Here is a 24,052-nt window from a genome sequence, read left to right on the forward strand (position 1 = left end):
TGGTATGTCTGAATCACGAATAATGGTTACTGCATCTCGGAACTCGGTATGATAACGCCCCAATGGAATAGCCCTAATAACGTGGTTGCTTACACCACTACCCGCGATGGTAGTGGCTGTGACCTCGATAACCCAGGTGCCAGTCGTGGGGAGTATGCCCAGTGCAATATTGGTGACCATGTGGGTGATGACAAAAAAGCCGTGGCATTAAATCGTGCCGGTTTGCCCTATGCCAATGCTATTACGTGGTTAAACCAAGTTCATGGTAACCATGTTGTTACGTTGCCTTCTAGCGAGACAGAAGGCGATGCAGCGTATACCACAAGTACTACGCATTTTTGTGCGGTAATGACAGCTGACTGCGTACCTATCCTTATTTGTGATAATGCGGGTAAGGAAGTAGCCGCCGTGCATGCCGGATGGAAAGGGCTTGAGTCTGAAATTATTAGACGCACAGTAAACCACTTTTCAAGCCAAGCTTCAGAGTTAATGGCTTGGATCGGGCCCGCTATTTGTCAGCAATGCTATGAAGTAGATGCGTCGTTAGCACAACGCTTCGCAGATTATCCGTCAGCATTATGCCAAGGTGATATACCCACTAAGTTTAAATTGGATTTACCCGCCATTGCGACCCAGCAGCTAGCATCGCTCAATGTGGGTACCGTCATTAATAGTCAGCTTTGCACCTACTGCAATGAAAAACAGTTTTACTCCCACCGCAGGGCCACGCATCAAGGCAAGACATCTACCGGTAGAATGGTAAGTGTAATAGGTTTGCGCTAAATCAAAGGTTTACGAAACTTTAATCGTTTCTCTTGAATCTCATTCAATAAGCTCCCATAACTAATGTATAGGGTATTTTGACATTATTAGGGTTTAGCTATGCGATTAGACAGATTCACCAATAAGTTCCAACTTGCCATTTCGGATGCTCAATCTTTAGCGCTTGGGCGCGACCATCAATACATCGAACCTGTACATTTAATGACGGCTTTGCTAAATCAGCAAGGTGGTTCGGTACGACCCGTACTTGACCAAGCAAATGTAAATGTGAATGCACTTCGCTCGGCGTTAAGTGAAGCGGTTGACCGCATTGCTAGTGTTGATGGCATTGGCGGTGATGTACAGCTAAGTAAACAAAGTGGCATATTGCTTAACCTGTGCGACAAAATCGCTCAGCAGCGTAAAGATGAATATATTACCTCTGAAATTTTCGTACTTGCCGCTATTCAAGACAACGGCCGGTTAGGCGAAATTCTAAAGCAGCTTAACATTACCAAAGATAACGTTGAAAATGCCATTGATTCTATGCGTGGCGGGCAAACCGTAAACGATCCTAATGCTGAAGACGTGCGTCAAGCACTGGAAAAATTTACCACCGATTTAACCGAGCGCGCAGAACAAGGCAAACTCGACCCCGTTATTGGTCGCGATGACGAAATTCGTCGTGCAGTGCAAGTTTTGCAACGCAGAACCAAGAATAACCCCGTGTTGATTGGTGAGCCTGGAGTCGGTAAAACTGCGATTGTTGAAGGTTTAGCACAGCGTATTATTAACGGTGAAGTACCAGAAGGGCTCAAGAATAAGCGTGTACTTTCTCTAGATATGGGCGCACTGGTGGCAGGCGCAAAATACCGTGGAGAATTTGAAGAGCGCCTTAAAGCGGTTCTCAATGAATTAGCTAAAGAAGAAGGCCGCGTTATTTTATTCGTCGACGAACTGCATACCATGGTTGGTGCCGGCAAAGGCGACGGCGCTATGGATGCGGGGAATATGTTAAAACCGGCTTTAGCCCGCGGTGAATTGCACTGTGTCGGCGCCACAACCCTTGATGAATACCGCCAATATATCGAAAAAGACGCCGCTCTTGAACGCCGATTCCAAAAGGTAGTGGTAGATGAACCTAGCGTAGAAGACACCATTGCTATCTTGCGGGGGTTGAAAGAACGGTATGAACTTCACCATTCAGTAGATATTACCGACCCTGCCATTGTAGCGGCGGCCAGCTTGTCTCATCGCTATATTAGCGACAGACAACTCCCCGATAAAGCGATTGATTTAATTGATGAAGCAGCATCGAGTATTCGCATTCAAATTGATTCAAAGCCTGAGGATATGGACAGGTTAGAGCGCCGTATTATTCAACTGAAGCTGGAAGAGCAAGCGCTTGCGAAAGAAACTGATGATGCCAGCCATAAACGTTTAGAAATGATTGAGCTTGAACGTGAGCAGGCTGAAACTAAATACAATGACTTTGAAAAAGTATGGCTTGATGAGAAAGAAGCCATGCAAGGTACCCAAACTATTAAGTCGGCACTTGAACAAGCGAAGCTCGATTTAGAGATTGCGCGCAGAGCATCAGATTTAAATCGTATGTCTGAGCTTCAGTACGGCAGAATTCCCGAGTTAGAAGCAAAACTTGAGCGGGCATCTGAGAATGAAACCCGAGAAACTAAGTTGGTGAAAAATAAGGTCACCGAAGTTGAAATTGCCGATGTATTGTCCCGATGGACAGGTATACCTGTCGCTAAAATGCTAGAAGGCGAGCGTGATAAATTACTTAAGATGGAAGATGTATTACACAAACGTGTAGTAGGGCAGGGGGAAGCGGTTGAGGCTGTGTCTAATGCCATCAGACGTTCTCGAGCTGGTCTTGCGGATCCTAACCGTCCTATCGGCTCATTCTTATTTTTAGGCCCAACAGGGGTTGGTAAAACTGAACTATGTAAAGCACTAGCCGGTTTCATGTTCGACACCGAAGACGCCATGGTGCGTATTGATATGTCGGAATTTATGGAGCGTCACTCGGTTGCTCGATTAGTTGGGGCTCCCCCTGGTTATGTTGGATACGAAGAAGGCGGCTATTTGACCGAAGCGGTACGCAGAAAACCTTACTCTGTTATTTTGCTCGACGAAGTAGAGAAAGCGCATCCTGATGTTTTTAATATCTTGCTACAAGTGTTAGACGATGGCCGTTTGACCGATGGACAAGGCCGCACCGTAGATTTTAAAAATACTGTGGTGATCATGACGTCTAACTTAGGTTCTGACATCATTCAAAATCAGCATGAAGAAAGTCAGTACGAAGAAATGAAAGCGTCAGTCATGTCGGTGGTAGGGCAACATTTCCGCCCTGAGTTCATCAACCGAGTTGATGACATTGTGGTATTCCATCCTCTTGGCAAAGACGAAATTAAATCTATTGCCAAAATTCAACTGGCAGCACTACGTGCCAGGTTAGTAGAAAAAGGTTATAAGCTTAATTTATCGGGTGCAGCTATGGATAAACTTGCTGATGCCGGGTTCGACCCAGTATATGGTGCTCGGCCACTCAAACGGGCAATTCAAGTTCATATAGAAAACCCGCTAGCACAAAAGTTACTTTCTGGTGATTTGGTGCCAGATTCTGTTATCAGAATAGGTGTGGATAACGAAAAGCTAGTGATTTCAAACCAGTGATTGATTAGCTATGCCGCAGTAGTGACTGTGTAGATAAAACAAAGCCACACATCTTGATAGATAGTGTGGCTTTTTTAAACGTGAGAAAAGGTTAATGAAGGTAGCTAGAGACTATCAAGCAGGCTTTGTGCTTCAGGACGTTTAAAGAAAGGTCGTTTCACATTTACCGCAAAGGTTAATTCTTCTTTTGCTTCTTCAATTCTGCCTAATTTAGCCAATGTGTAACCCAAGTGATAGCGAATGTTAGGATCATTGGCATCACGTGCAAAGGCGTCGCGTAATAGTTTGAGGCTGGTTTCATATTCGCCTCGCAATGCTTTTATATGACCAAAGGTATCAAGTATTTTGGCTGAATTAGGCTGTAGTTCGAAGGCTGTATTAGCGTGTGCATGGGCTGTTTCTAATGAGTCCTCAACGGCCATAATAGCCAAACGGTTGTAAGCCTCAGCTGGATTAAGTGTATTTGGGTTCTCGACTAACTCTTTGTATAGTGCGGTAGATTCTTCAAAATTTCGAATGAAAAACAAATATTGCGCTAGTAAGTTTTTCGCTAATAAATTAGCGTCATTTTCTGCTATTAATTCTCTAGATTTAGATAGAAAGGTATCTACAAACTCTTCGTTCAATGCGTAATTATAAATGGCTACGAAAGCTTGAGAAAAGCTTGGATTAACATCCAGAGCCTTGAGGTAAGCATCGACTGCTGCATTGTCTTTGTTCAAATTAGCTTCTAAACGGCCAATCAAATACCAATAAATTGGAGTTTGCTCTTTTGCTTTTGGCATGCCATTTAATAGTGATTTAGCTTTAGTATTGTTTTGTAAGTCGAGCAGTAAACTGGCGTACCGTAGAGAAATAGAGCTATTCTCTGGCGAAATACTGTATGCCCGCTCCATCGCGTTGAGCGACAGGTCATTGTTGCCTAGCGAGCGTATCAAATCGGAATACGTTACTAAATCTCTTGGGTTGTCGTTAATAAAGTTTCGAACAATATTGAGCGTTTTTTCTGCTTCAGTAAGCTGCTTTGAGTTTATGAGTAGCGATGCTTTTCGAAGTAAGTACTCTGCGTTATCGAAGTTATCCTTTAACAATAGATCTAAGTGATACAACGCATTTTTTGTATCACCTTGCTGTTGATACAAGGATGACAGTCTTTCTCTTGAACCCACATTCGATGGGTCTAAGGTAAGTACATCGAGATAAATCTGTTTCGCTGGTTCTACATAGCCCTGTTTAGTCATGTTGAACGCTTTCAACATTAGGGTTTCACTGTGCTGTGGCGATAGGATAAGTAACTCTTCTACCAGCACGTTTGATTCATCAACATTACCCAACCGACTTTCTGTAGCTGCTAAATTAAACTTTGCAGGAAAGAGGGTGGGGTTTTGCTCGAGTGCTTTTTCGATATTTTCTTTTGCCGCTTCTAGTTGCCCCTGCCTAATAAGAATACCGGCTTTTAAATTATAAACCTCGGCTTCATCAGGGAATAGCTTGTTTAGCAAGTTAGCCCCTTCAAGGGCTGGTTCAAAACGCTCTGCTTGCAAATTCATTAACGAATAAGTAAATAGGAAACCGGCATTTTGTGTGTATTTTGGTAGGTTCTCTTGAAGAATAGACAAGGCTTGCTCTTGTTTGCCTCTAGCCGCCATCAACTTAATTTTGAATAGTTGAAGTTTTCCTTCATCAGGATATTTTTCTTCCAAATTTCGAAGCAGTCGTTCAGCTTTAAATGACTTTTTTTGACGAATGAAAAGATCACCCAACATAAGTGCAGAGTCGGGGTTTTCCATTAAAGGTTCTTGATAGCGTTCTAGAAGTAGCAGTGCTTGTTTGTCTTGCTGGGTAGCCATATAAACTTGACTGAGCATTAGTACTGCTTGCAAATCTTCGGGCTCTTTTTGCAGATAAGCGGAAAAATCTTTAGCCGCAGTTTCCATGTTGTTATTGAAAAAATTAGTTAAACCACTGATATAAAGCAACATAGGTTGAGAGGTAATTAACTCTGGATCCAGTTGCGCCATAAAGTCATTTAGCTCTTTTAGCTTTTTATTATCAATGGCCTCTTTGTTATCTCTACTTTGCAACCAGCTGTTCAACAGGATAGCTAAAGGATCGTTTGGTGTATCTTCAATAATCTCATCAACAAACAATTTTGCCGTATCGTAGTCTTTCGCTTCTAAATAAAGATCAACTAAATTACGAAGCGCAATAGGGTCGTTTCGGTTAAACGTGAGCGCTTTTTGTAAATTGGCAGTAGCGGCATCTTTATCGCCTTGACGGTAAGCTAATTGTCCTTTTAATCTCCATGAAATAGCGTTTTCTGGCTCGATGGAAATCGCGTTCTGTATAAGTTGGTTGGCTTCAACTAACTCTTCGTTTTGCAAAGCAATAGAGGCTAGCCCGTTTATCGCTGGCACAAAATTAGGTGAAGAGGCCACAATCGTATTGTAATCTTTAAGCGCACATTCACTATCTTCTAATCGAACGCACGCGGTAGCTCTTATCAGTAACCACTCCCGCTCAGCGTCACCAGATAACTTGTCCACATCGGTGAAATCGACGATGCTTTGATACTTGTTCATGAACAGCCAAGTGTTGCCCAGCAACTCAGCCAATAAATTTATATCGGCGCCCATTTCTAGCGCCTCTACAAATTCCAATTCAGCTGCGTTTAAATAACCGTTAATAAGTAAAATTTCACCCATCAACATTTTTGCAGCAAGGTTTTCGGGATCTTTTTGTAAGCTGTTTTTTAGGTGTATATAGGCTTCATCGTAAGCTGTCTCGTTAAAAGCTGAGAGTGCTTTTTCATAATCTTCAGAAGTTGTTGCGAAACTATTGAAAGCAAAAATTGAGGTCGCGATAGCCGTGACAAGTGCTCGCTTGAAAAAACCTTTTTTATTATTAACCAAATCCATAATTACCTTAAAATATTACCCAGCTACAAGCTTAAAAATAGCATAAAAAAAGGTGGCCTAAGCCACCTTATAAAGATACGTGTTTTCCCTGCGTATTAAAACAATTAAACGCGACGCTTACGGCGGTAAGCTAAAAGGCCAAGTCCTATACTCATCAGCGCAAGTGCACCTGGCTCGCTAACCGGTGTTGGAGCCGGTGGAGGCGTTGTAGATTTTTGAATCGCTAGGTCAAGTGAAGAAAGCTTAAAGCCTACTCCGTGATAAGTGCTTGAACTATCATCAAAAACAGTATTATATGCACCGACTAACCAGTATTTTGCAGAATTCGTTAACGTCGTAAATTTAGATTCATACAAATTTGTTGAACTGTCTCTACTGCCTATACCAAAGTGACCGAGTGTACCCGCAACAATAGAACTTGAAACACTAGCCCATGTTGACTCTACGCTATCGCTAAACGAATTAATGTCACTTAACCCCGCAACAGTCACCTCTTTGGTTCCATTATTTCCATTTACCCAAGAAAATGATGATCCCTGAAGAGTCACGTCTTCACTAAAACTCAGTAAAAACATATCGAAATCATCTTTACCGTCATCATTGTAATTATCAGCCGAATGACTATCTCCACCCCACGAATAATCGCCATTCAAGATGCCATAACCGACGTTGCCGTAAGAGCTCCAGCCTTTGATGTCGCCTTGGTCTAATTTTGTATCTTTAGACGAAGAACTGCTTAAGTTCCCTGTGTCCGACCATGCTGTAATACCGACATAAACATCTGTTCCGTCAATGTTAATCAAAGAACCATGTGAGGCAGATGGAGTTAAAGTTTGAGTAATTCCATTTTCAAAAAGAGAATAGGTTGCTTCACTGAGACTATCATCAGCCAGAACGTTTCCGGTCAATAATACAGCTACGCTAAACGCAAAACTTGTTAAGCCTTTCATATGTTTCATTACCACTAATATTCACCATAATGATAATTAGTAAGCATTTAGTGTGCCATTTATTATATTGTTGATTTTGTTGTAATTTTATGATGTTGTTTTAATGGTAGTAAAAAAAACTGACAGGTAATACCTGTCAGTTTTAAACTAAAGTAGCACTTCTTACGTAAGCGCCATTCAAAGCTGTTTTCTACGCCAAGCAACAAGAAAAACACCTGCGAGCAATAAGCCTAACGTGGTTGGCTCACTCACTTCAGCTGAGGGGGCCGGTGGACTATCATTTGCTACAGAAAATCCAACTGATGAAAGCTTAAAGGCATCATTTCCAATATAACCTCCGATATTTTCAAAAACTGTATTATAAGCACCGATTAACCAATACTGGGAAGTGTCTGAAATATCGAAATCTGCCCTATGTTCTACATAGTCACAATTTTCTATATCATAAGAGGCAGTTGTCAGTGCATCTGCAACAATATCGCTCCAGGTTTGACTGCCTGAGGTTAAACCTGAAATGGAATCAAGTGCGGCCACAGATACTTGTGAGTCGCTGTTGCTGTATAGCCAGGAAAAGCTTGCGCCTGTTACTGAAACGGCCTGGTCGAATGACAACAAAACGAAATCGAAGTCTGTGACGTTACCGTTTACTTTATTTACATTGTCTATAGCGTGATCAGGGTTATAGTAAGTTTCCCAATCATCATTTGTTACACCGTACCCATAGTAGTCAGAGATTTTTTCTAACTTCGCATCTACAACAAGGTCATCGTTTTTACCGTAGGTGTCGGACCAAGCGGAGACAGAAATGTTTACCCCGTTAACCGAAATGGTGCTATTGAGAGGATCTGTTCCTGATTGTACGCCATCATCAACGAGGTCATAGATATTCTCGCCTAAAGCAGATTCGCATAAATCGTTGTTAGATGAGCTATTATTTGAGCTGCACCCTGAGTAGTCGGAATTATGCCATTTGTTAGAACCTGCTTCAGCAGCGGAAAGTGGCAATAGGGTTAAACCAATAAAGCCCGCGGTAAGTATTGATACATTAAGTAAACGCATTATAACTAGACCTTCTTTAAATATATAAAGGTGTAGTTCGTACGATATTTAGCTCTACTTTTTACAGGCAGAGTAGACATCGTGAACTTCAACATGATGCGTATATGATAACTAAACGGGGAGCGACGTTACGTATATGGTTAAATACCTACATATCAGTTGCGGTTAAAGACTGACTAAGAATGTTATCTATGCGCCAGCAATGAACTATGAAATAATTGAATTAGTTATTTATGTATATATGAGGACTTATGTCTGAACAAAAGCGAAAAGGGATTTATCTTCTTCCCAATCTACTAACCACTGCAGGTCTATTTTCAGGCTTTTTTGCAGTAGTGTCTTCGATGACAGGAAGATTTGAAGCAGCAGCTGTAGCTATATTTGTTGCTATGGTTTTTGATGGATTAGATGGCCGGGTTGCGCGTATGACGAATACGCAAAGCGATTTCGGTGCTGAATATGACTCAATGGCCGATATGGTTTCATTTGGTATGGCGCCAGCGTTAGTCGCATACAACTGGGGCTTAACTGAGCTCGGTAAATTCGGTTGGTTAGCAGCCTTTGTTTATGTGGCAGGTGCCGCTTTACGTTTAGCACGATTTAATACGCAGGTTGGTATTGCCGATAAACGCTTCTTCCAAGGCTTGGCTAGCCCAGCTGCAGCAGCAGTAGTTGCTGGCTTAGTCTGGGTAGGCGTTGAATATGATGCTGTAGGTACAGACTACGGAATTGTAGTGGCATTAGTTACTGGTTTCGCTGGCCTACTAATGGTGAGTAACTTCAAATACAATTCTTTCAAAGAATTGAATTGGCATGGGAAGGTTCCTTTCGTAGGGCTGCTTATTGTGCTACTTATATTTGTGGTGGTAGCAACAGAGCCTGCTTTAGTACTCTTTATTGTGTTTTCTCTTTACGCGCTTGCTGGCCCAATCAATACATTTAGAACCGTCGATAAAGTTACGTTGAACGACGTAGTAGGTGAGCAAGAAGAAGATGCAGACTTTGATGCTGATGCTAATAGTACGACCGATACTGTTGATAGTAGCGAAGGGCAGCAAGACGAAGAGTCGTCTAATAAAGTGTAAAAACACGCCTCTCAGTCATTAATAGTGATGAGTTAGTTGTATTAATATACCAAACGACTAAAAAGCGACCTTCTAGGTCGCTTTTTTTATGAATTATTAAAAAGAGGTTGACCTTGCCTCAGAAATCTCTAGAATGCGCATCCGCTTCGACAGGAAAGTAAAATAACTTACACTGGCCAAGCAAGTCACTACAGCTTGAAAGGCAGTGCTGGCGAGGTTTACAACGAAATGCTTTTGAAATTAATTTTCTGAAAGTGTTGACATGAAAACCGAAACGCGTAGAATGCGCGCCTCGCTTCAAGGAGTTGGTAACAACACTGGAAAAGCAGTTTTCATTAACTCTTTGGGGTTAACAACGGTTCGAAAAGAAATTTACGAAAAACGTTGACACTGAAAACGAAACGCGTAGAATGCGCATCCGCTTCGAAGAGAAGCGCTCATCGAAAAGGCAACGGCCGTTCGGGTGAGGTGAGGAAGTCTAAGCAACTATATGTAGTGTTAGTCCTCCTTGCGCAAAAACAGAATGCTTCGCATTATGATTTTTGCACGATAGTTCTTTAACAATTTATAACAAGACAATCTGTGTGGGCACTCATTAAGAGTGTCACACAACGACGATTCATATTCGATATATTTAATTGAAGAGTTTGATCATGGCTCAGATTGAACGCTGGCGGCAGGCCTAACACATGCAAGTCGAACGGAAACATATCTAGCTTGCTAGATGATGTCGAGTGGCGGACGGGTGAGTAATGCTTGGGAACTTGCCTTTGCGAGGGGGATAACAGTTGGAAACGACTGCTAATACCGCATAATGTCTACGGACCAAACGGGGCTTCGGCTCCGGCGCAAAGAGAGGCCCAAGTGAGATTAGCTAGTTGGTGAGGTAAAGGCTCACCAAGGCAACGATCTCTAGCTGTTCTGAGAGGAAGATCAGCCACACTGGGACTGAGACACGGCCCAGACTCCTACGGGAGGCAGCAGTGGGGAATATTGCACAATGGGGGAAACCCTGATGCAGCCATGCCGCGTGTGTGAAGAAGGCCTTCGGGTTGTAAAGCACTTTCAGTTGTGAGGAAAAGTTAGTAGTTAATACCTGCTAGCCGTGACGTTAACAACAGAAGAAGCACCGGCTAACTCCGTGCCAGCAGCCGCGGTAATACGGAGGGTGCGAGCGTTAATCGGAATTACTGGGCGTAAAGCGCACGCAGGCGGTTTGTTAAGCTAGATGTGAAAGCCCCGGGCTCAACCTGGGACGGTCATTTAGAACTGGCAGACTAGAGTCTTGGAGAGGGGAGTGGAATTCCAGGTGTAGCGGTGAAATGCGTAGATATCTGGAGGAACATCAGTGGCGAAGGCGACTCCCTGGCCAAAGACTGACGCTCATGTGCGAAAGTGTGGGTAGCGAACAGGATTAGATACCCTGGTAGTCCACACCGTAAACGCTGTCTACTAGCTGTTTGTGGCTTTAAGCCGTGAGTAGCGAAGCTAACGCGATAAGTAGACCGCCTGGGGAGTACGGCCGCAAGGTTAAAACTCAAATGAATTGACGGGGGCCCGCACAAGCGGTGGAGCATGTGGTTTAATTCGATGCAACGCGAAGAACCTTACCTACACTTGACATGTTGAGAAGTTACTAGAGATAGTTTCGTGCCTTCGGGAACTCAAACACAGGTGCTGCATGGCTGTCGTCAGCTCGTGTCGTGAGATGTTGGGTTAAGTCCCGCAACGAGCGCAACCCTTGTCCTTAGTTGCCAGCATTTAGTTGGGCACTCTAAGGAGACTGCCGGTGACAAACCGGAGGAAGGTGGGGACGACGTCAAGTCATCATGGCCCTTACGTGTAGGGCTACACACGTGCTACAATGGCATATACAGAGGGATGCGAGACAGTGATGTGGAGCGGACCCCTTAAAGTATGTCGTAGTCCGGATTGGAGTCTGCAACTCGACTCCATGAAGTCGGAATCGCTAGTAATCGCAGGTCAGAATACTGCGGTGAATACGTTCCCGGGCCTTGTACACACCGCCCGTCACACCATGGGAGTGGGATGCAAAAGAAGTAGTTAGTTTAACCTTCGGGAGAACGATTACCACTTTGTGTTTCATGACTGGGGTGAAGTCGTAACAAGGTAACCCTAGGGGAACCTGGGGTTGGATCACCTCCTTACCAAAATGTCGATGGTGACATTGTTAGTGTAGTGCCTACACAGATTGTTTTGTTATTAAATGAAGAACGACACGAAGTTTTTTTGTAGTTATACAGAAAATGGGGCTATAGCTCAGCTGGGAGAGCGCCTGCCTTGCACGCAGGAGGTCAGCAGTTCGATCCTGCTTAGCTCCACCATCTGCACGTTAGTCCAAACAGAGCTAAATCAAAGCAATTAATTGCAATGATTTTTGTTCTAGGCAAGCTGAATGAGGAGTGCGTGAGGGAGCATACTTTAGTATGTGACTGAACAAGCGACGAACAAGAGGCGCAGCATAGGGCAAAAAGCAGAAGCAAGTAATAGGCTTGTAGCTCAGCTGGTTAGAGCGCACCCCTGATAAGGGTGAGGTCGGCAGTTCAAGTCTGCCCAAGCCTACCATTTCTACTTGGTTTTGTTATTTCCAATCGTTGCGATACTCATGTGCTAGCGCACACTGCGTTTCTCGCGTTGAAACTACCCGCACCAAGCGAACTGGCCACAAACTCGATATGCCGTAGATAGTGTCATCGGATCGAAATCCTAATGAATATTTACTCAAATGAGTAGGCATTGATTAGGGTTTTTTACTCTAAGGAAGAAATTAATGCTTTTAGCATGAAATCTCCTACGTTCTTTAACAATTTGGAAAGCTGATATTTAATTAGTAAATCAATCAAAATTTGAGTAATTGAGAAGTCGAAAGACGTACTTACTACTCTACTTGACTTGAATTGCTTGTTATCGAAAAAGCGTTGAAAAGCGTGCCAATCGGCAAGTCCGATTAGCAAGAAGATAGCAAGGCAATTTCACGATTAGCTTGTCATGCATACAACTGAGTTAGATCTCATCCAGTCCTGATTTCAAAAGGCGGGAGAGCGCTTCGCTCAATCATTGTTTTAATATTCTTATTTATAAGGTTATTAGTGCAATGGTCGAGGTAACAGTTTCTAGTCGACTAAATCGACGAGTAAGCGAAGACACATACTTTTAGTATGTAACTGAGCGAACGAGGAAATTTAGGAAGAATAGGAAGTGTTAACGAAGGCCATTTGGGGTTGTATGGTTAAGTGACTAAGCGTATACGGTGGATGCCTTGGCAGTTAGAGGCGATGAAGGACGTGTAAGTCTGCGAAAAGCTGTGGTGAGCCGACAAAATGCATTTGAGCCACAGATGTCCGAATGGGGAAACCCACCTATTTATAGGTATCGTTACATGAATATATAGTGTAACGAGGCGAACGAGGGGAACTGAAACATCTAAGTACCCTTAGGAAAAGAAATCAACCGAGATTCCCCTAGTAGCGGCGAGCGAACGGGGATTAGCCCTTAAGCAATTATGAACGTAGTGGAAGCCTCTGGGAAGTGGCGCGATACAAGGTGATAGCCCTGTACACGAAGTGTTTGTTTTTGTGAAATCGAGTAGGTCGGGACACGTGTTATCTTGACTGAATATGGGGGGACCATCCTCCAAGGCTAAATACTCCTAACTGACCGATAGTGAACCAGTACCGTGAGGGAAAGGCGAAAAGAACCCCTGTGAGGGGAGTGAAATAGAACCTGAAACCGTATACGTACAAGCAGTGGGAGCCCCATCACTAAGTGCCTTTAGTGATGTGACTCACAAAGTACAACCGTTTGATAAGCGTTAGCGTTGACCTGCGAAGCAGCCAACGGTAAACCGCCAAAAATCAAGCAGGGTGCTTAGTGATGGGGTGACTGCGTACCTTTTGTATAATGGGTCAGCGACTTATATTTAGTAGCAAGGTTAAGCGAATAGCGGAGCCGTAGCGAAAGCGAGTGTTAACTGCGCGTTTTAGTTGCTAGGTATAGACCCGAAACCCGGTGATCTAGCCATGGGCAGGTTGAAGGTTGAGTAACATCAACTGGAGGACCGAACCCACTAACGTTGAAAAGTTAGGGGATGACTTGTGGCTGGGGGTGAAAGGCCAATCAAACCGGGAGATAGCTGGTTCTCCCCGAAATCTATTTAGGTAGAGCCTCGGACGAATTCCATTGGGGGTAGAGCACTGTTAAGGCTAGGGGGTCATCCCGACTTACCAACCCTTTGCAAACTCCGAATACCAATGAGAACTATCCGGGAGACACACGGCGGGTGCTAACGTCCGTCGTGAAGAGGGAAACAACCCAGACCGCCAGCTAAGGTCCCAAAATATTGCTAAGTGGGAAACGATGTGGGAAGGCATAGACAGCTAGGAGGTTGGCTTAGAAGCAGCCACCCTTTAAAGAAAGCGTAATAGCTCACTAGTCGAGTCGGCCTGCGCGGAAGATGTAACGGGGCTAAGCAATATACCGAAGCTGCGGATACGTGTTTACACGTATGGTAGGGGAGCGTTGTGTAAGTGGATGAAGGTGGATTGAGAAGTCTGCTGGACATATCACAAGTGCGAATGCTGACATGAGTAACGATAATGGGAGTGAAAAAACTCCCACGCCGGAAGACCAAGGTTTCCTGTCCCATGCTAATCAGGGCAGGGTAAGTCGGCCCCTAAGGCGAGGCAGAAATGCGTAGTCGATGGGAAACGGATTAATATTTCCGTACTTATATAATCAGTGATGGAGGGACGGAGAAGGCTAAGCAAGCTTGGCGTTGGTTGTCCAAGTGAAAGCAAGTAGGCCGAGAATTTAGGTAAATCCGGATTCTTAAAGCTGAGATGCGAGACGAGCCACTACGGTGGTGAAGTTGTTGATGCCCTGCTTCCAGGAAAAGCTTCTAAACTTATGATTATATGAACCGTACCCCAAACCGACACAGGTGGTCAGGTAGAGAATACTAAGGCGCTTGAGAGAACTCGGGTGAAGGAACTCGGCAAAATTGTACCGTAACTTCGGGAGAAGGTACGCCCTTGTTTGTGATAGGACTTGCTCCTTGAGCAGATGAGGGCCGCAGTGACCAGGTGGCTGGGACTGTTTATTAAAAACACAGCACTCTGCTAACTCGCAAGAGGACGTATAGGGTGTGACACCTGCCCGGTGCCGGAAGGTTAATTGATGGGGTTATCTTCGGAGAAGCTCTTGATCGAAGCCCCGGTAAACGGCGGCCGTAACTATAACGGTCCTAAGGTAGCGAAATTCCTTGTCGGGTAAGTTCCGACCTGCACGAATGGTGTAACCATGGCCACGCTGTCTCCACCCGAGACTCAGTGAAATTGAAATCGCAGTGAAGATGCTGTGTACCCGCACCTAGACGGAAAGACCCCGTGAACCTTTACTACAGCTTGGCACTGAACATTGAACCTACATGTGTAGGATAGGTGGGAGGCTTCGAAGCACAGTCGCTAGATTGTGTGGAGCCGTCCTTGAAATACCACCCTTGTATGTTTGATGTTCTAACATTGGTCCCTTATCGGGATTATGGACAGTGTCTGGTGGGTAGTTTGACTGGGGCGGTCTCCTCCCAAATAGTAACGGAGGAGCACGAAGGTTAGCTAATCACGGTCGGACATCGTGAGGTTAGTGCAATGGCATAAGCTAGCTTAACTGCGAGACAGACACGTCGAGCAGGTACGAAAGTAGGTCATAGTGATCCGGTGGTTCTGTATGGAAGGGCCATCGCTCAACGGATAAAAGGTACTCCGGGGATAACAGGCTGATACCGCCCAAGAGTTCATATCGACGGCGGTGTTTGGCACCTCGATGTCGGCTCATCACATCCTGGGGCTGAAGTCGGTCCCAAGGGTATGGCTGTTCGCCATTTAAAGTGGTACGCGAGCTGGGTTTAGAACGTCGTGAGACAGTTCGGTCCCTATCTGGTGTGGGCGTTGGATGATTGATGGGAGCTGCTCCTAGTACGAGAGGACCGGAGTGGACGAACCGCTGGTGTTCGGGTTGTCATGCCAATGGCATTGCCCGGTAGCTACGTTCGGAACGGATAACCGCTGAAAGCATCTAAGCGGGAAGCCGGCCCAAAGATGAGTCATCCCTGACTTTTAAAGTCCGGAAGGGTTGTTATAGACGATGACGTTGATAGGCAGGATGTGGAAGCGTTGTAAGGCGTTAAGCTAACCTGTACTAATTGCCCGAGAGGCTTAACCATACAACGCCCAAGAGGCTTTATATCTTGAGTGTTGTAAGACAAAGCTGATTAAAGCAACGAGAGTAGTAGTACTCAGTGCTCAAAAGATTGATTACGTGAATATCAGAATTCCTAAATTGTTAATTATTAAAGTAATATGGACTAAATAAGTCGGTATTACGCAAACTAACGTTTGCAAAAGTTTTTGCTTGGCAGCCATAGCGATACGGTACCACCTGATCCCATTCCGAACTCAGAAGTGAAACGTATTAGCGGCGATGGTAGTGTGGGGTTTCCCCATGTGAGAGTAGCACACTGCCAAGCTCCCATTCGAAGAAAGCCCTTATCGTATGATAAGGGCTTTTTTTATGTCTAATAGAAAATAATATTAGCAGTTACGCCGTAGTAAAAAACTGAGCGTACTGCAGGTCCTCCTTGCGCGCTCATTCCAAAAAAGCATCATGATTCTGCACCCAGTGGTATATGAGCCACCGAACTCTGAAGTGAAACGTATTAGCGCATGCCGAGACTCGGCGGCCAGTAACTGGCGTGGGGATAGTGCGGGGTTCCGGTGACCGGCCCAGCCAGTGTGGCCCAGCTAGTGTGGCCCAGCCCCATGGGACAACGTGCAAGCCATGAAATGGTTGCCAGAGTTAGCACGGGGTGGCCCTCCACACTGCCATAGTTCGTTGTGAAGCAATCCCATTCGAAGAAATTGCTTCACAACGATTGCTTCACAACGATTGCTTCACAACGATTGCTTCACAACGATTGCTTCACAACGATTGCTTCACAACGATTGCTTCACAACGAAGCCTATCCTAACGGATAGCCTTTTTTTATGCTTGTAAGAAAGTGAACAGGCAATAAAAAGCCCCGCAGGGGCGGGGCTTAAACTAGGCGACTATTAAGCTTAGTATTACTGGCCCATTGTCTTAATTTCTTCAAAATATCTACGGTATTCCATACGAGTAATAAGTTCGTTGCCATCTTTATCCATGGTCATGAAATCACCTTTAATACCTGCGTTTTCAATTTCACGTTTAGATAGTTCACCATCTTTATTAGCATCGGCTTCATCGAATCGCATATTCGCAGCATCCGTAACTTCTGTACGTAATGTGTTGTTCTTTTCACTGATCACAGCACCCGTTTCGTCGATGGCTTCACCATGTTTCATCGAGTGTTGTGTGTCGCTAGTTTTCATTTCAGAACGCATTTCTCTATTTTGTTCACTAATTACGTCGCCGTCTGCGCCCATGGATTCATGTTTAGCCATAGCGGATGTCTTGCTCATTGAATCATGGTTTGCATTGGTTTTCGTTTCAGAGCGGAGTTCTTTATTTGCTTCGCTAATTACATCGCCATCTGTGCCCATAGCCTCTTTCTTGTCCATGGGATGGTGTGCGCTATCGGCTTTACCATCGTGGTTTGTTTTTTCTTTAACCACTAATTCGTCAGTAAACCTTTCAGGTTTAGACTTTATGTAGGCAGTAAACTCAGAGTGGTTAATCATATCATCACTGTCTGAGTCTATTTTAGACATAGTCTCTTCAGTAATACTTCCCTTAACCTCTTCCTTGGAAAGCATGCCGTCGCCATTTGCATCTAGTGCCTCAAAGTCTGAGGTTATTCTAGATTCATGATGGGCAGCGAACGCGGAAGTAGACATTACTGCGCCAATAACCATTGCTAACGTTAGCTTTTTCATAATAAATTCCTTCTTTGCATGTGTAATGCTTTGGGTTAAATATGAGAAGTGAATGCCGAAACCGTTCACGGTATTGACGACAATCTAAAAGGCACGAAGGTATTTCCGTGCTTCTACTCCTACATATCTTTATTCCTGTTTAGTAAATCACACTGTTTCATTCCTGATTTATAATTCATACTTTGTGCCAAACGTTAATATATTGATTTAAATGCACTTTTATTTATTTGCCTGAACGACATAGGTAAATAAAGTGTTAAAAAGACACAAGCTGTGAAATATATGCACTGTGTTACATAGCCCAGATATTCCCGCTTAAAAGCTTCATGCCCTTCTTAATTGGTTCGAGATTTAACCTTCCTGACTCTGAAATTTGCAATTAAATCAGTGTGTTAATTCGTAAGGTAACCAGAAGGTTTAATTCGAAAATTTTCCGTAATCTTTGTTCCATCAATACAGCCCAAAGCTAGGGGATAAGGAATGTTTTCAACAATGCTTAGTAAAAATATTAGTAAAAAACCCACAGAAAAGCTTTTTAACTTTTACCAGGATTCTTCACTTTCGCGCATGATTAATTTTCTCAATGAAGCAGTTGTCGTTATAGATGTTAACGGCACTATTGAAATGCTTAACTCTACATCCGCCTCATTACTGGGAATAGAAAAAGACAAATTGCTAGGACATAATTTACTTGAGCTAGTTATAGATGATACGGGTAAGTCTCAAACTTATGTTATTGAGAGCTTAGATGCAGGCCAAAGAGGTTTAATTTCCGCCCCTCCTATGGAAGTTAACCTTCAAGCAGACAAAGACAACCAAACACATGTGTGTGTTGAAATGTCGATATCAACGTTACCAGAAGCATTCTCATCGGCTAATACACTGTATCTTTGTATACTCCGCGACCTTACGCTTCACAAGGCAGAGTATGGTTCGCTATTACACAAAGCTAATACCGACTATTTAACAGGGCTAGCTAACCGCCATAGGTTTGCCGAATACCTTGATAAACAGTGGGATGTTTGCGAGCAAGACGATGTACCTCTAAGTATTATATTTATTGATATCGACCACTTTAAAGACTTCAACGACCAATATGGCCATATAGCGGGGGATAGATGCTTAAAGAGAATAGGGGAAACTATTTCGTTAAGCCTTCCTAATCGCGATACCTTAGCCGCACGCTATGGCGGTGAGGAGTTTGCCTTGGTGTTGCCCCGATGTTCAGCACAGACCGCCCAATTATTAGCGATACGTATTAAGCGACATATATCGCAATTAAGTACCAGGCAGTTTGCGTTATCGCAAGAATCAGAGTTAACAGTAAGCATGGGTGTGGCAACGCAAATGGAGAATCGCTACAGTTCAAAAGAAGGTTTGTTGAACGCGGCTGATACATTGCTTTATCAGGCTAAGTCTCAGGGAAGAGATCAGATTTGTTTTTTGTGAAATAGAATGGGGCTTCCTCACGAAGCCCTAAATTTTTAAACTGGTTTTCTATTTATAATTTGTGGATCACACATGAACCGTTCGCCGGTTTGGGTATCAAGTACCCATACTTCTATGTAGATGTCGTCGGCAACATCGTCACCGTCATCAACACCAATGTGAATGCTGGCATCGGTTTTATCCTCTAAAGTTACATCACCAGGGCTGGTTGCGGTAACCCAACGAAAGGCGTAACGGTCATTTAAAGCGGGCGAAAATTCGATATTCAATTTACGATTGGTATTGCTATCAAATGCAATAGCTTCGGGTGTGTAGCGATAGTAGTAGCCTTCACCAATTTCCACATGTTTGGCATCGGAAGGCGGCACTTCATCTGGTGCCCAAAGCTGTAAGGTAAAGGTGGCCGTGTTAGTCGCTTCAGTTGAATTTATTGTTGATGTGGCTTCTTGTGCTAACGTTGAGAAAGAGAGTAGTACCGCTAAAAAAAAACAATGGTTTAAGCAATATTTTACTATTCTTATATATAGACTTCATTTTTATTCCCTTCAAAAATTGAATATTAAATACGCTACTTTTAGTAGCGCATAAAAACTATATCAGTATTGTTTGGTGTATAGAATAAAAACAGGGAGGCTTAAGTAAGTCCTCAGATATTAAAGCGCATTTTAAACCAGAATTGGCAGCTAACAGCCGCCAATTCTATAAAATTAATTTTTCTGTTTATTAATGATTTGTGGATCTTGACTGGTATAAACGCTCGACTTAGGTGCTGTAACTAGTTTCATGCAAATACTTTCTGTTGCTGAGTCTGAATCTACAAAGATAATGGTTTGCCCATCTTCAGTTATACTGTAAGTCAAGTCATTATCTAAATCACCAGATATGACTGGGCCCACGAATTGTAAATCGCTAGACTCTTTCTTCAAAGTATACATTATCATGCTACTGGACTCAGTTACTGTTACATTACCTGTTGCAGGGTTGCCTGAGGTATCATAAATAGCATATCGAGGTGGAGTTTCGTCCGTAAATACTGAAACCATAAACTGAAATATCGGTGTTGGATTAGACATATTTTATTCCTTTTATAAATAATCAAAGTAGAAAGGTTTGGTCAAAGTTTTTGCGTGAGCTTTCAAAGTACCATTTATTTTAGAAGTATTGTTAGTACATTGACTCGCAAAAAAATGCGGTAAAATTGCATCGGGGTGATAAGATTTTTCGACGATTTTCGATGTGGTAAGTTGAAGCTCATGACAAAGTAAACTTTTGCGCTCATCGGTAAAAATGTTTTCACTTCTAATAAATTGAGATAATATTTTTTTTGTTTTTAAACTATATTCTGTAAAGCTTGGCTCACGGGACTTTAATGAAGACTCAATAATTTCTGGGGTAATTGAGCGTATATATTTTTGAATTTGAGTAATAATTTCCCAGTGCGAATTCATTTGAAAGTATTCAATTAAGGGAAAAAGTATCCATTCTGCATTAGATGCAATTACCTTGGCTAATACCTGCTGAGCATCAATAGAGCTTTTAAAACTTGAATCACTTACTAGTAAAAGTGCTTCTATACGAAAAAAAGCCAATTGCCATTCACTGTTGTTAATATCTTGCGAGATCGCCTGTTTTACAATTATATAACTTTTCTCTAGTGTTGTGCCGTAGTTTTTTTTCAGCATTAACTTTTTAGCTAAGAGCGCTTTTTGAACAAGAACTGCAACATAAGGTTCAATGGCGGCAGCATTAGAACTATGAAGTATATATATATCTTCAAAAGCTTGTTCAGCATCCTCGTACAATCCATAAGCTTTTTCATATTCCCCAGTATGAACAGTAGCCGACGCTATCCACGACAGGGTATCGGCAGCATAAAGTTGAGCATCAAGATCATCAGGGTTTTGTTCAGCGATATATTGTTTGAGCTTTAGTGATGCACTGAAGTATTCAATCGACTTACTAAATTCGAAGTTTTCATATTCAAGAGAGCCCAAAGAGTTTTGTGCGTAGGCCACTTCTAGCATAGCGTCTGTATTGTCTGGGGCTATTGATAGCATACGTTCGCTATAAGCTAAGTAACGCTCGAATGCCGTTCTGGCTATGTCCATCAAGCCATCGTTATAAGCGATGTGGCCCAACCAAAATGCGTTTGCACCCGCGGCTTTAAGTAGCTCGAAGTGATTGGGTGCATCGCTCAACAGCGCCTTTATATGTACATCGGCTTCTTCGTAAGCTTCTTTCGCGGTGGCTACATCGTCTCTATAAAATCGTACTTCTGCCATAGCTTGCAGTGAAAGCGCATGTTGAAAACGCAATTCGAAACTCGCTTTTGGCGGGCTAATGGTAAAAAATCCATATTCACTCGTTTGCTGAGCTTGTTCAACATAACTCAGTGCTTGTTCGCTGATACCTTCCAATAAGTCCATACGTTTTACGCTACGTAGTTTATTGGCAAAGTCACCTATCATATAGCCCATTAAATTTTCAGCTTCTAATCGCTTCCTTTCGGCCAGTTGTTGCGATTGCTGACTTTGTAGCATGGCACCAAATGAAACTACGGTTAAACAAGCAAGGGCTGCAAAGGTAACCCCGCGAATAACCCGTTTGCGTTGCACCGTTTTCTGTGACGCCCGAATGAGCGCTAATTCGTCATTCGTCAGTGTTAAGCTAGTGTCGGCTTTTAACGCCAAAGCATCAGTTAAGGGCTTACCTTGTGTAAGTAAAAACGCCTTACTTTTGTTATCTTGCAGCCATTGTTTGGTTTGTTGTTCTAATCTGCCTTTGCTTACCAGCGCGCTTTGGTGTTGTTGAATCCAACCTTGTACTCGCTGCCAGCGCCTAAGGACGGCTTCATGCGCCACTTTAAAGCAGGCTTTGTCTTGATAAAGGTGCGATACAAATAACCGATGCTCTACCATTAGCTCGACAAAGTTTTTCTCGTTATCGTTACTAAGCTCACTCCACAATGCGGTGCGGCTGGTTAAGTTACTGCCATCTTGGGTAAGCGTTACAATTAGAGGAAGCACGCGGTCGAGTGCAGTTTTCACTAACACCGGCATCTGTTGGTAAAGCTGTTCAGCTTTGTGGCCAATTGCGCCTTCTATACCGCCCAACTGTTTGTAGGTACTAACTTGCAGCAAGTTGGCTGTTCGCTGCAAGTACAGTTCTTGTAAGGTGTATTGTAATAATGGAAGACAGTTGGGTTCTGCCGCGGCATCGGTAAGTATAATGTCGTCTAACGTAACATCGGTATGGTTATCTTCTTCCCACTCTAGCCCTGCGGCAATAGCTGGAAGGCGTATCATTTGGCTTAATTCACTGGCCGAAGGGGGCGTAAGGTCGAAATGTGCTCCACGCTCTTTATTTTTCATTAGGGTGGGGTAGGCAGCTAAGTGATGGTAAAAATCATTCCGACATACTAAAAGCATTAAAATGAAGCCACTTTCTGCTAATGCTTCAAGCAGCGTAAACACCGCTTCCTTTTGGGTACTATCAACATGGTTAGTGGCCAAATAGGCTTCAAGGCGATCGAGTACTATTACATAGCAAGGGAAAGCGACGTTATTGTACTGGCTTGCAGTTGTAAGTTTAGTTTTCGCTAAATGAATAACCGGCTTAGGGTCGCGTTTCAGTTTTGCCGCTAATGAATCGGCACTTTCCCCTTCAAACAACGGGGCATCGTTGATATCCCAATCTAACATACAGGCGGCAAGTTCTTCCACAATCTGTGCCGTCTGAATATCTGCAATATCAATACTGGCGTAATCGATGGCATGAACACCATTGGCGCCCTTGTTGTTTAATAACCTAGGTAATAAACCTGCGTGCACTAACGAGCTTTTACCTGAACCGCTAGGGCCGATAATAAGGGTAAAAGGGCGTTTTTTGGTAAATTGATCCGAAAGCCTAGCCAGTAAATTTTTTACTGCCGCATTTCTACCGTAATACACTTGGCTTTCTTGTTGCGTAAACGCGGTTAAACCAGGGAACGGAGATTGACCCTGCCAATCGGTTTCGGCGGCACGTGTTTGTTCATCTTCTAAAAACTGAACATCGGCAATAACCCGATAACCTCGTTTACGTATGGTTTCTATAAAAGAAGGGGCACTGGCTTTATCACCTAATGCTTTACGTAATTGGGTTATGGTTTTATGAATAGGGTTATCGCCAACGGGCGCGTCTGGCCAGCACTGGGTAATAATGTCGTCGGCGCTAACCACTTCACCCGCTTGCTGACACAATAGCAATAGAACGTCCATTGCTTTGGGTTCAACGGTGCGCTTCGTTTTACCTAATATAAGGGTGTTTGAGGCTGGCTCTACTTGCCAGTCGCCCAAATAAAATTGCTTCAACATGTATTCAATTTGCTCAAAAGAAACCAATCAGAACAAACCTAACCTACTTTAGTTGTAAGGTAAACGAGTTACGCTGAGTTAGCACTACATTGGAACTATAAAAGTTAACTAAAAATACCTTTAAATTTTAATAATATAAAAAATATTAACAAAAAGTGAAATTTGATCCTCACCCCCTAGGTCTATACTACTACACGTGCTTACCGCACGTTAAAACCAGACTTATACTTTTGAGGGTAGATAAAATGAAACAAATTAAAAAATCTTCTGTTGCTACGGCACTCGGTGCGGTTGTTATTGGCTCGTTAGCATCTACGGTTGCTATGGCTGAAGTTAACCCATTTTCAATGCAGTCATTAGAATCTGGCTATAGCCAATTCGCTGCTGAAGGTAAATGCGGCGAAGGCAAGTGCGGTGGTGATAAAGCTGCCAAATCTGCAGATGGCAAAGCAGCTGAAGGTAAGTGCGGCGAAGGTAAGTGTGGTGGCGACAAAGCGGCGAAAGCAACCGAAGGTAAATGTGGTGAAGGCAAGTGCGGCGGCGATAAAGCAGCTAGCATGGCTGAAGGTAAAATGGAAAAAGCCAAAGAAGGCAAGTGTGGTGAAGGCAAGTGCGGTGGCGATAAAGCAGCTAGTATGGCTGAAGGTAAAATGGAAAAAGCCAAAGAAGGCAAGTGTGGTGAAGGCAAGTGCGGTGGCGATAAGGCAGCTAGCATGGCTGAAGGTAAAATGGAAAAAGCTAAAGAAGGAAAATGTGGTGAAGGTAAATGCGGTAGCATGTAACGCTACGGCAAGTGCAGTATAAAAAGGCCGTCATTCGATGGCCTTTTTAGTGTGAAATTGGGGT

At 43.5% G+C, this 24,052-nt stretch carries 12 protein-coding genes, 2 tRNA genes and 3 rRNA genes; 10 read left to right on the top strand and 7 right to left on the bottom strand.

Annotation, left to right across the window (positions count from 1 at the left end; genetic code table 11):
- Positions 1–48 precede the first annotated feature (48 nt).
- Positions 49–783, top strand: a complete 735-nt coding sequence (gene pgeF / locus AMBT_RS04430) for a peptidoglycan editing factor PgeF (RefSeq protein WP_013783384.1) — start codon at positions 49–51, stop codon at positions 781–783.
- A gap of 99 nt (positions 784–882) precedes the next feature.
- Complete coding sequence (gene clpB / locus AMBT_RS04435; RefSeq protein ID WP_013783385.1) at positions 883–3,459, top strand: ATP-dependent chaperone ClpB; 2,577 nt, start codon at positions 883–885, stop codon at positions 3,457–3,459.
- Positions 3,460–3,563: 104 nt separating this feature from the next.
- Here the strand turns inward: clpB and prsT are convergent, their stop codons facing one another.
- The 3 genes from prsT to xdp1 (AMBT_RS04450) form a co-directional block, all read right to left on the bottom strand.
- On the bottom strand, positions 3,564–6,377 hold the full coding sequence (gene prsT, locus AMBT_RS04440; RefSeq protein ID WP_013783386.1) for an XrtA/PEP-CTERM system TPR-repeat protein PrsT: 2,814 nt from the start codon (positions 6,375–6,377) through the stop codon (positions 3,564–3,566).
- A 104-nt stretch (positions 6,378–6,481) separates the two neighbouring features.
- A complete protein-coding gene (gene xdp1, locus AMBT_RS04445) occupies positions 6,482–7,336 on the bottom strand; it encodes an exosortase-dependent surface protein XDP1 (RefSeq protein WP_049791745.1) in 855 nt (284 codons plus the stop codon).
- Positions 7,337–7,504: 168 nt separating this feature from the next.
- On the bottom strand, positions 7,505–8,386 hold the full coding sequence (xdp1, locus tag AMBT_RS04450; protein ID WP_013783388.1) for an exosortase-dependent surface protein XDP1: 882 nt from the start codon (positions 8,384–8,386) through the stop codon (positions 7,505–7,507).
- 251 nt (positions 8,387–8,637) lie between these two features.
- On the opposite strand from xdp1 (AMBT_RS04450), the gene pssA reads away from it, so the two are divergent.
- The 6 genes from pssA (at position 8,638) to rrf (ending at position 16,015) form a co-directional block, all read left to right on the top strand.
- Complete coding sequence (gene pssA, locus AMBT_RS04455) at positions 8,638–9,471, top strand: CDP-diacylglycerol--serine O-phosphatidyltransferase (protein WP_013783389.1); 834 nt, start codon at positions 8,638–8,640, stop codon at positions 9,469–9,471.
- Positions 9,472–10,106: 635 nt separating this feature from the next.
- Positions 10,107–11,639, top strand: a 16S ribosomal RNA gene (locus tag AMBT_RS04460).
- 101 nt (positions 11,640–11,740) lie between these two features.
- Positions 11,741–11,816: transfer RNA gene (locus tag AMBT_RS04465), tRNA-Ala, on the top strand.
- Between the two features lie 164 nt (positions 11,817–11,980).
- A tRNA-Ile gene (locus AMBT_RS04470) sits at positions 11,981–12,057 on the top strand.
- Positions 12,058–12,719: 662 nt separating this feature from the next.
- Positions 12,720–15,712 (top strand): 23S ribosomal RNA (locus tag AMBT_RS04475).
- Between the two features lie 187 nt (positions 15,713–15,899).
- A 5S ribosomal RNA gene (gene rrf / locus AMBT_RS04480) occupies positions 15,900–16,015 on the top strand.
- The 16S, 23S and 5S rRNA genes sit together here with 2 tRNA genes alongside, the layout of an rRNA operon.
- Before the next feature lie 595 nt (positions 16,016–16,610).
- On the opposite strand, the gene AMBT_RS21845 is transcribed toward rrf, so the two are convergent.
- The gene (locus AMBT_RS21845) at positions 16,611–17,402 is read right to left on the bottom strand and encodes an EF-hand domain-containing protein (RefSeq protein WP_013783391.1); all 792 of its coding nucleotides are present in this window, start codon (positions 17,400–17,402) and stop codon (positions 16,611–16,613) included.
- A 492-nt stretch (positions 17,403–17,894) separates the two neighbouring features.
- On the opposite strand from AMBT_RS21845, the gene AMBT_RS04490 reads away from it, so the two are divergent.
- The gene (locus tag AMBT_RS04490) at positions 17,895–18,851 is read left to right on the top strand and encodes a sensor domain-containing diguanylate cyclase (RefSeq protein ID WP_232363183.1); all 957 of its coding nucleotides are present in this window, start codon (positions 17,895–17,897) and stop codon (positions 18,849–18,851) included.
- Positions 18,852–18,886: 35 nt separating this feature from the next.
- Here AMBT_RS04490 and AMBT_RS04495 read toward each other — a convergent pair whose 3' ends face one another.
- From AMBT_RS04495 to AMBT_RS04510, 3 genes are all read right to left on the bottom strand, one after another.
- Positions 18,887–19,219 carry a hypothetical protein gene (locus AMBT_RS04495; protein WP_013783393.1) on the bottom strand — a complete coding sequence of 111 codons (333 nt, stop codon included), beginning with the start codon at positions 19,217–19,219 and terminating at the stop codon, positions 18,887–18,889.
- A gap of 339 nt (positions 19,220–19,558) precedes the next feature.
- Complete coding sequence (locus AMBT_RS04505; RefSeq protein WP_013783395.1) at positions 19,559–19,924, bottom strand: DP-EP family protein; 366 nt, start codon at positions 19,922–19,924, stop codon at positions 19,559–19,561.
- A 12-nt stretch (positions 19,925–19,936) separates the two neighbouring features.
- The gene (locus tag AMBT_RS04510; protein WP_041452766.1) at positions 19,937–23,206 is read right to left on the bottom strand and encodes an nSTAND1 domain-containing NTPase; all 3,270 of its coding nucleotides are present in this window, start codon (positions 23,204–23,206) and stop codon (positions 19,937–19,939) included.
- A gap of 245 nt (positions 23,207–23,451) precedes the next feature.
- Between AMBT_RS04510 and AMBT_RS04515 the strand changes: the two genes are divergently transcribed.
- Positions 23,452–23,988 (top strand): HvfA family oxazolone/thioamide-modified RiPP metallophore, encoded by a 537-nt coding sequence (locus tag AMBT_RS04515; protein WP_013783397.1) that lies wholly within the window; start codon positions 23,452–23,454, stop codon positions 23,986–23,988.
- The last annotated feature ends 64 nt before the right edge of the window (positions 23,989–24,052 follow it).

The organism is Alteromonas naphthalenivorans, assembly GCF_000213655.1.
In the GTDB taxonomy this organism is placed as follows: Bacteria; Pseudomonadota; Gammaproteobacteria; order Enterobacterales; family Alteromonadaceae; genus Alteromonas; species Alteromonas naphthalenivorans.

Bases quoted from the DNA above. Each gene is read 5' to 3' on its own strand.
- pgeF (WP_013783384.1), top strand. From the start codon at position 49: ATGATAACGCCCCAATGGAATAGCCCTAATAACGTGGTTGCTTACACC.
- clpB (WP_013783385.1), top strand. From the start codon at position 883: ATGCGATTAGACAGATTCACCAATAAGTTCCAACTTGCCATTTCGGAT.
- prsT (WP_013783386.1), bottom strand. From the start codon at position 6,377: ATGGATTTGGTTAATAATAAAAAAGGTTTTTTCAAGCGAGCACTTGTC.
- xdp1 (WP_049791745.1), bottom strand. From the start codon at position 7,336: ATGAAACATATGAAAGGCTTAACAAGTTTTGCGTTTAGCGTAGCTGTA.
- xdp1 (WP_013783388.1), bottom strand. From the start codon at position 8,386: ATGCGTTTACTTAATGTATCAATACTTACCGCGGGCTTTATTGGTTTA.
- pssA (WP_013783389.1), top strand. From the start codon at position 8,638: ATGTCTGAACAAAAGCGAAAAGGGATTTATCTTCTTCCCAATCTACTA.
- AMBT_RS21845 (WP_013783391.1), bottom strand. From the start codon at position 17,402: ATGAAAAAGCTAACGTTAGCAATGGTTATTGGCGCAGTAATGTCTACT.
- AMBT_RS04490 (WP_232363183.1), top strand. From the start codon at position 17,895: ATGCTTAGTAAAAATATTAGTAAAAAACCCACAGAAAAGCTTTTTAAC.
- AMBT_RS04505 (WP_013783395.1), bottom strand. From the start codon at position 19,924: ATGTCTAATCCAACACCGATATTTCAGTTTATGGTTTCAGTATTTACG.
- AMBT_RS04510 (WP_041452766.1), bottom strand. From the start codon at position 23,206: ATGTTGAAGCAATTTTATTTGGGCGACTGGCAAGTAGAGCCAGCCTCA.
- AMBT_RS04515 (WP_013783397.1), top strand. From the start codon at position 23,452: ATGAAACAAATTAAAAAATCTTCTGTTGCTACGGCACTCGGTGCGGTT.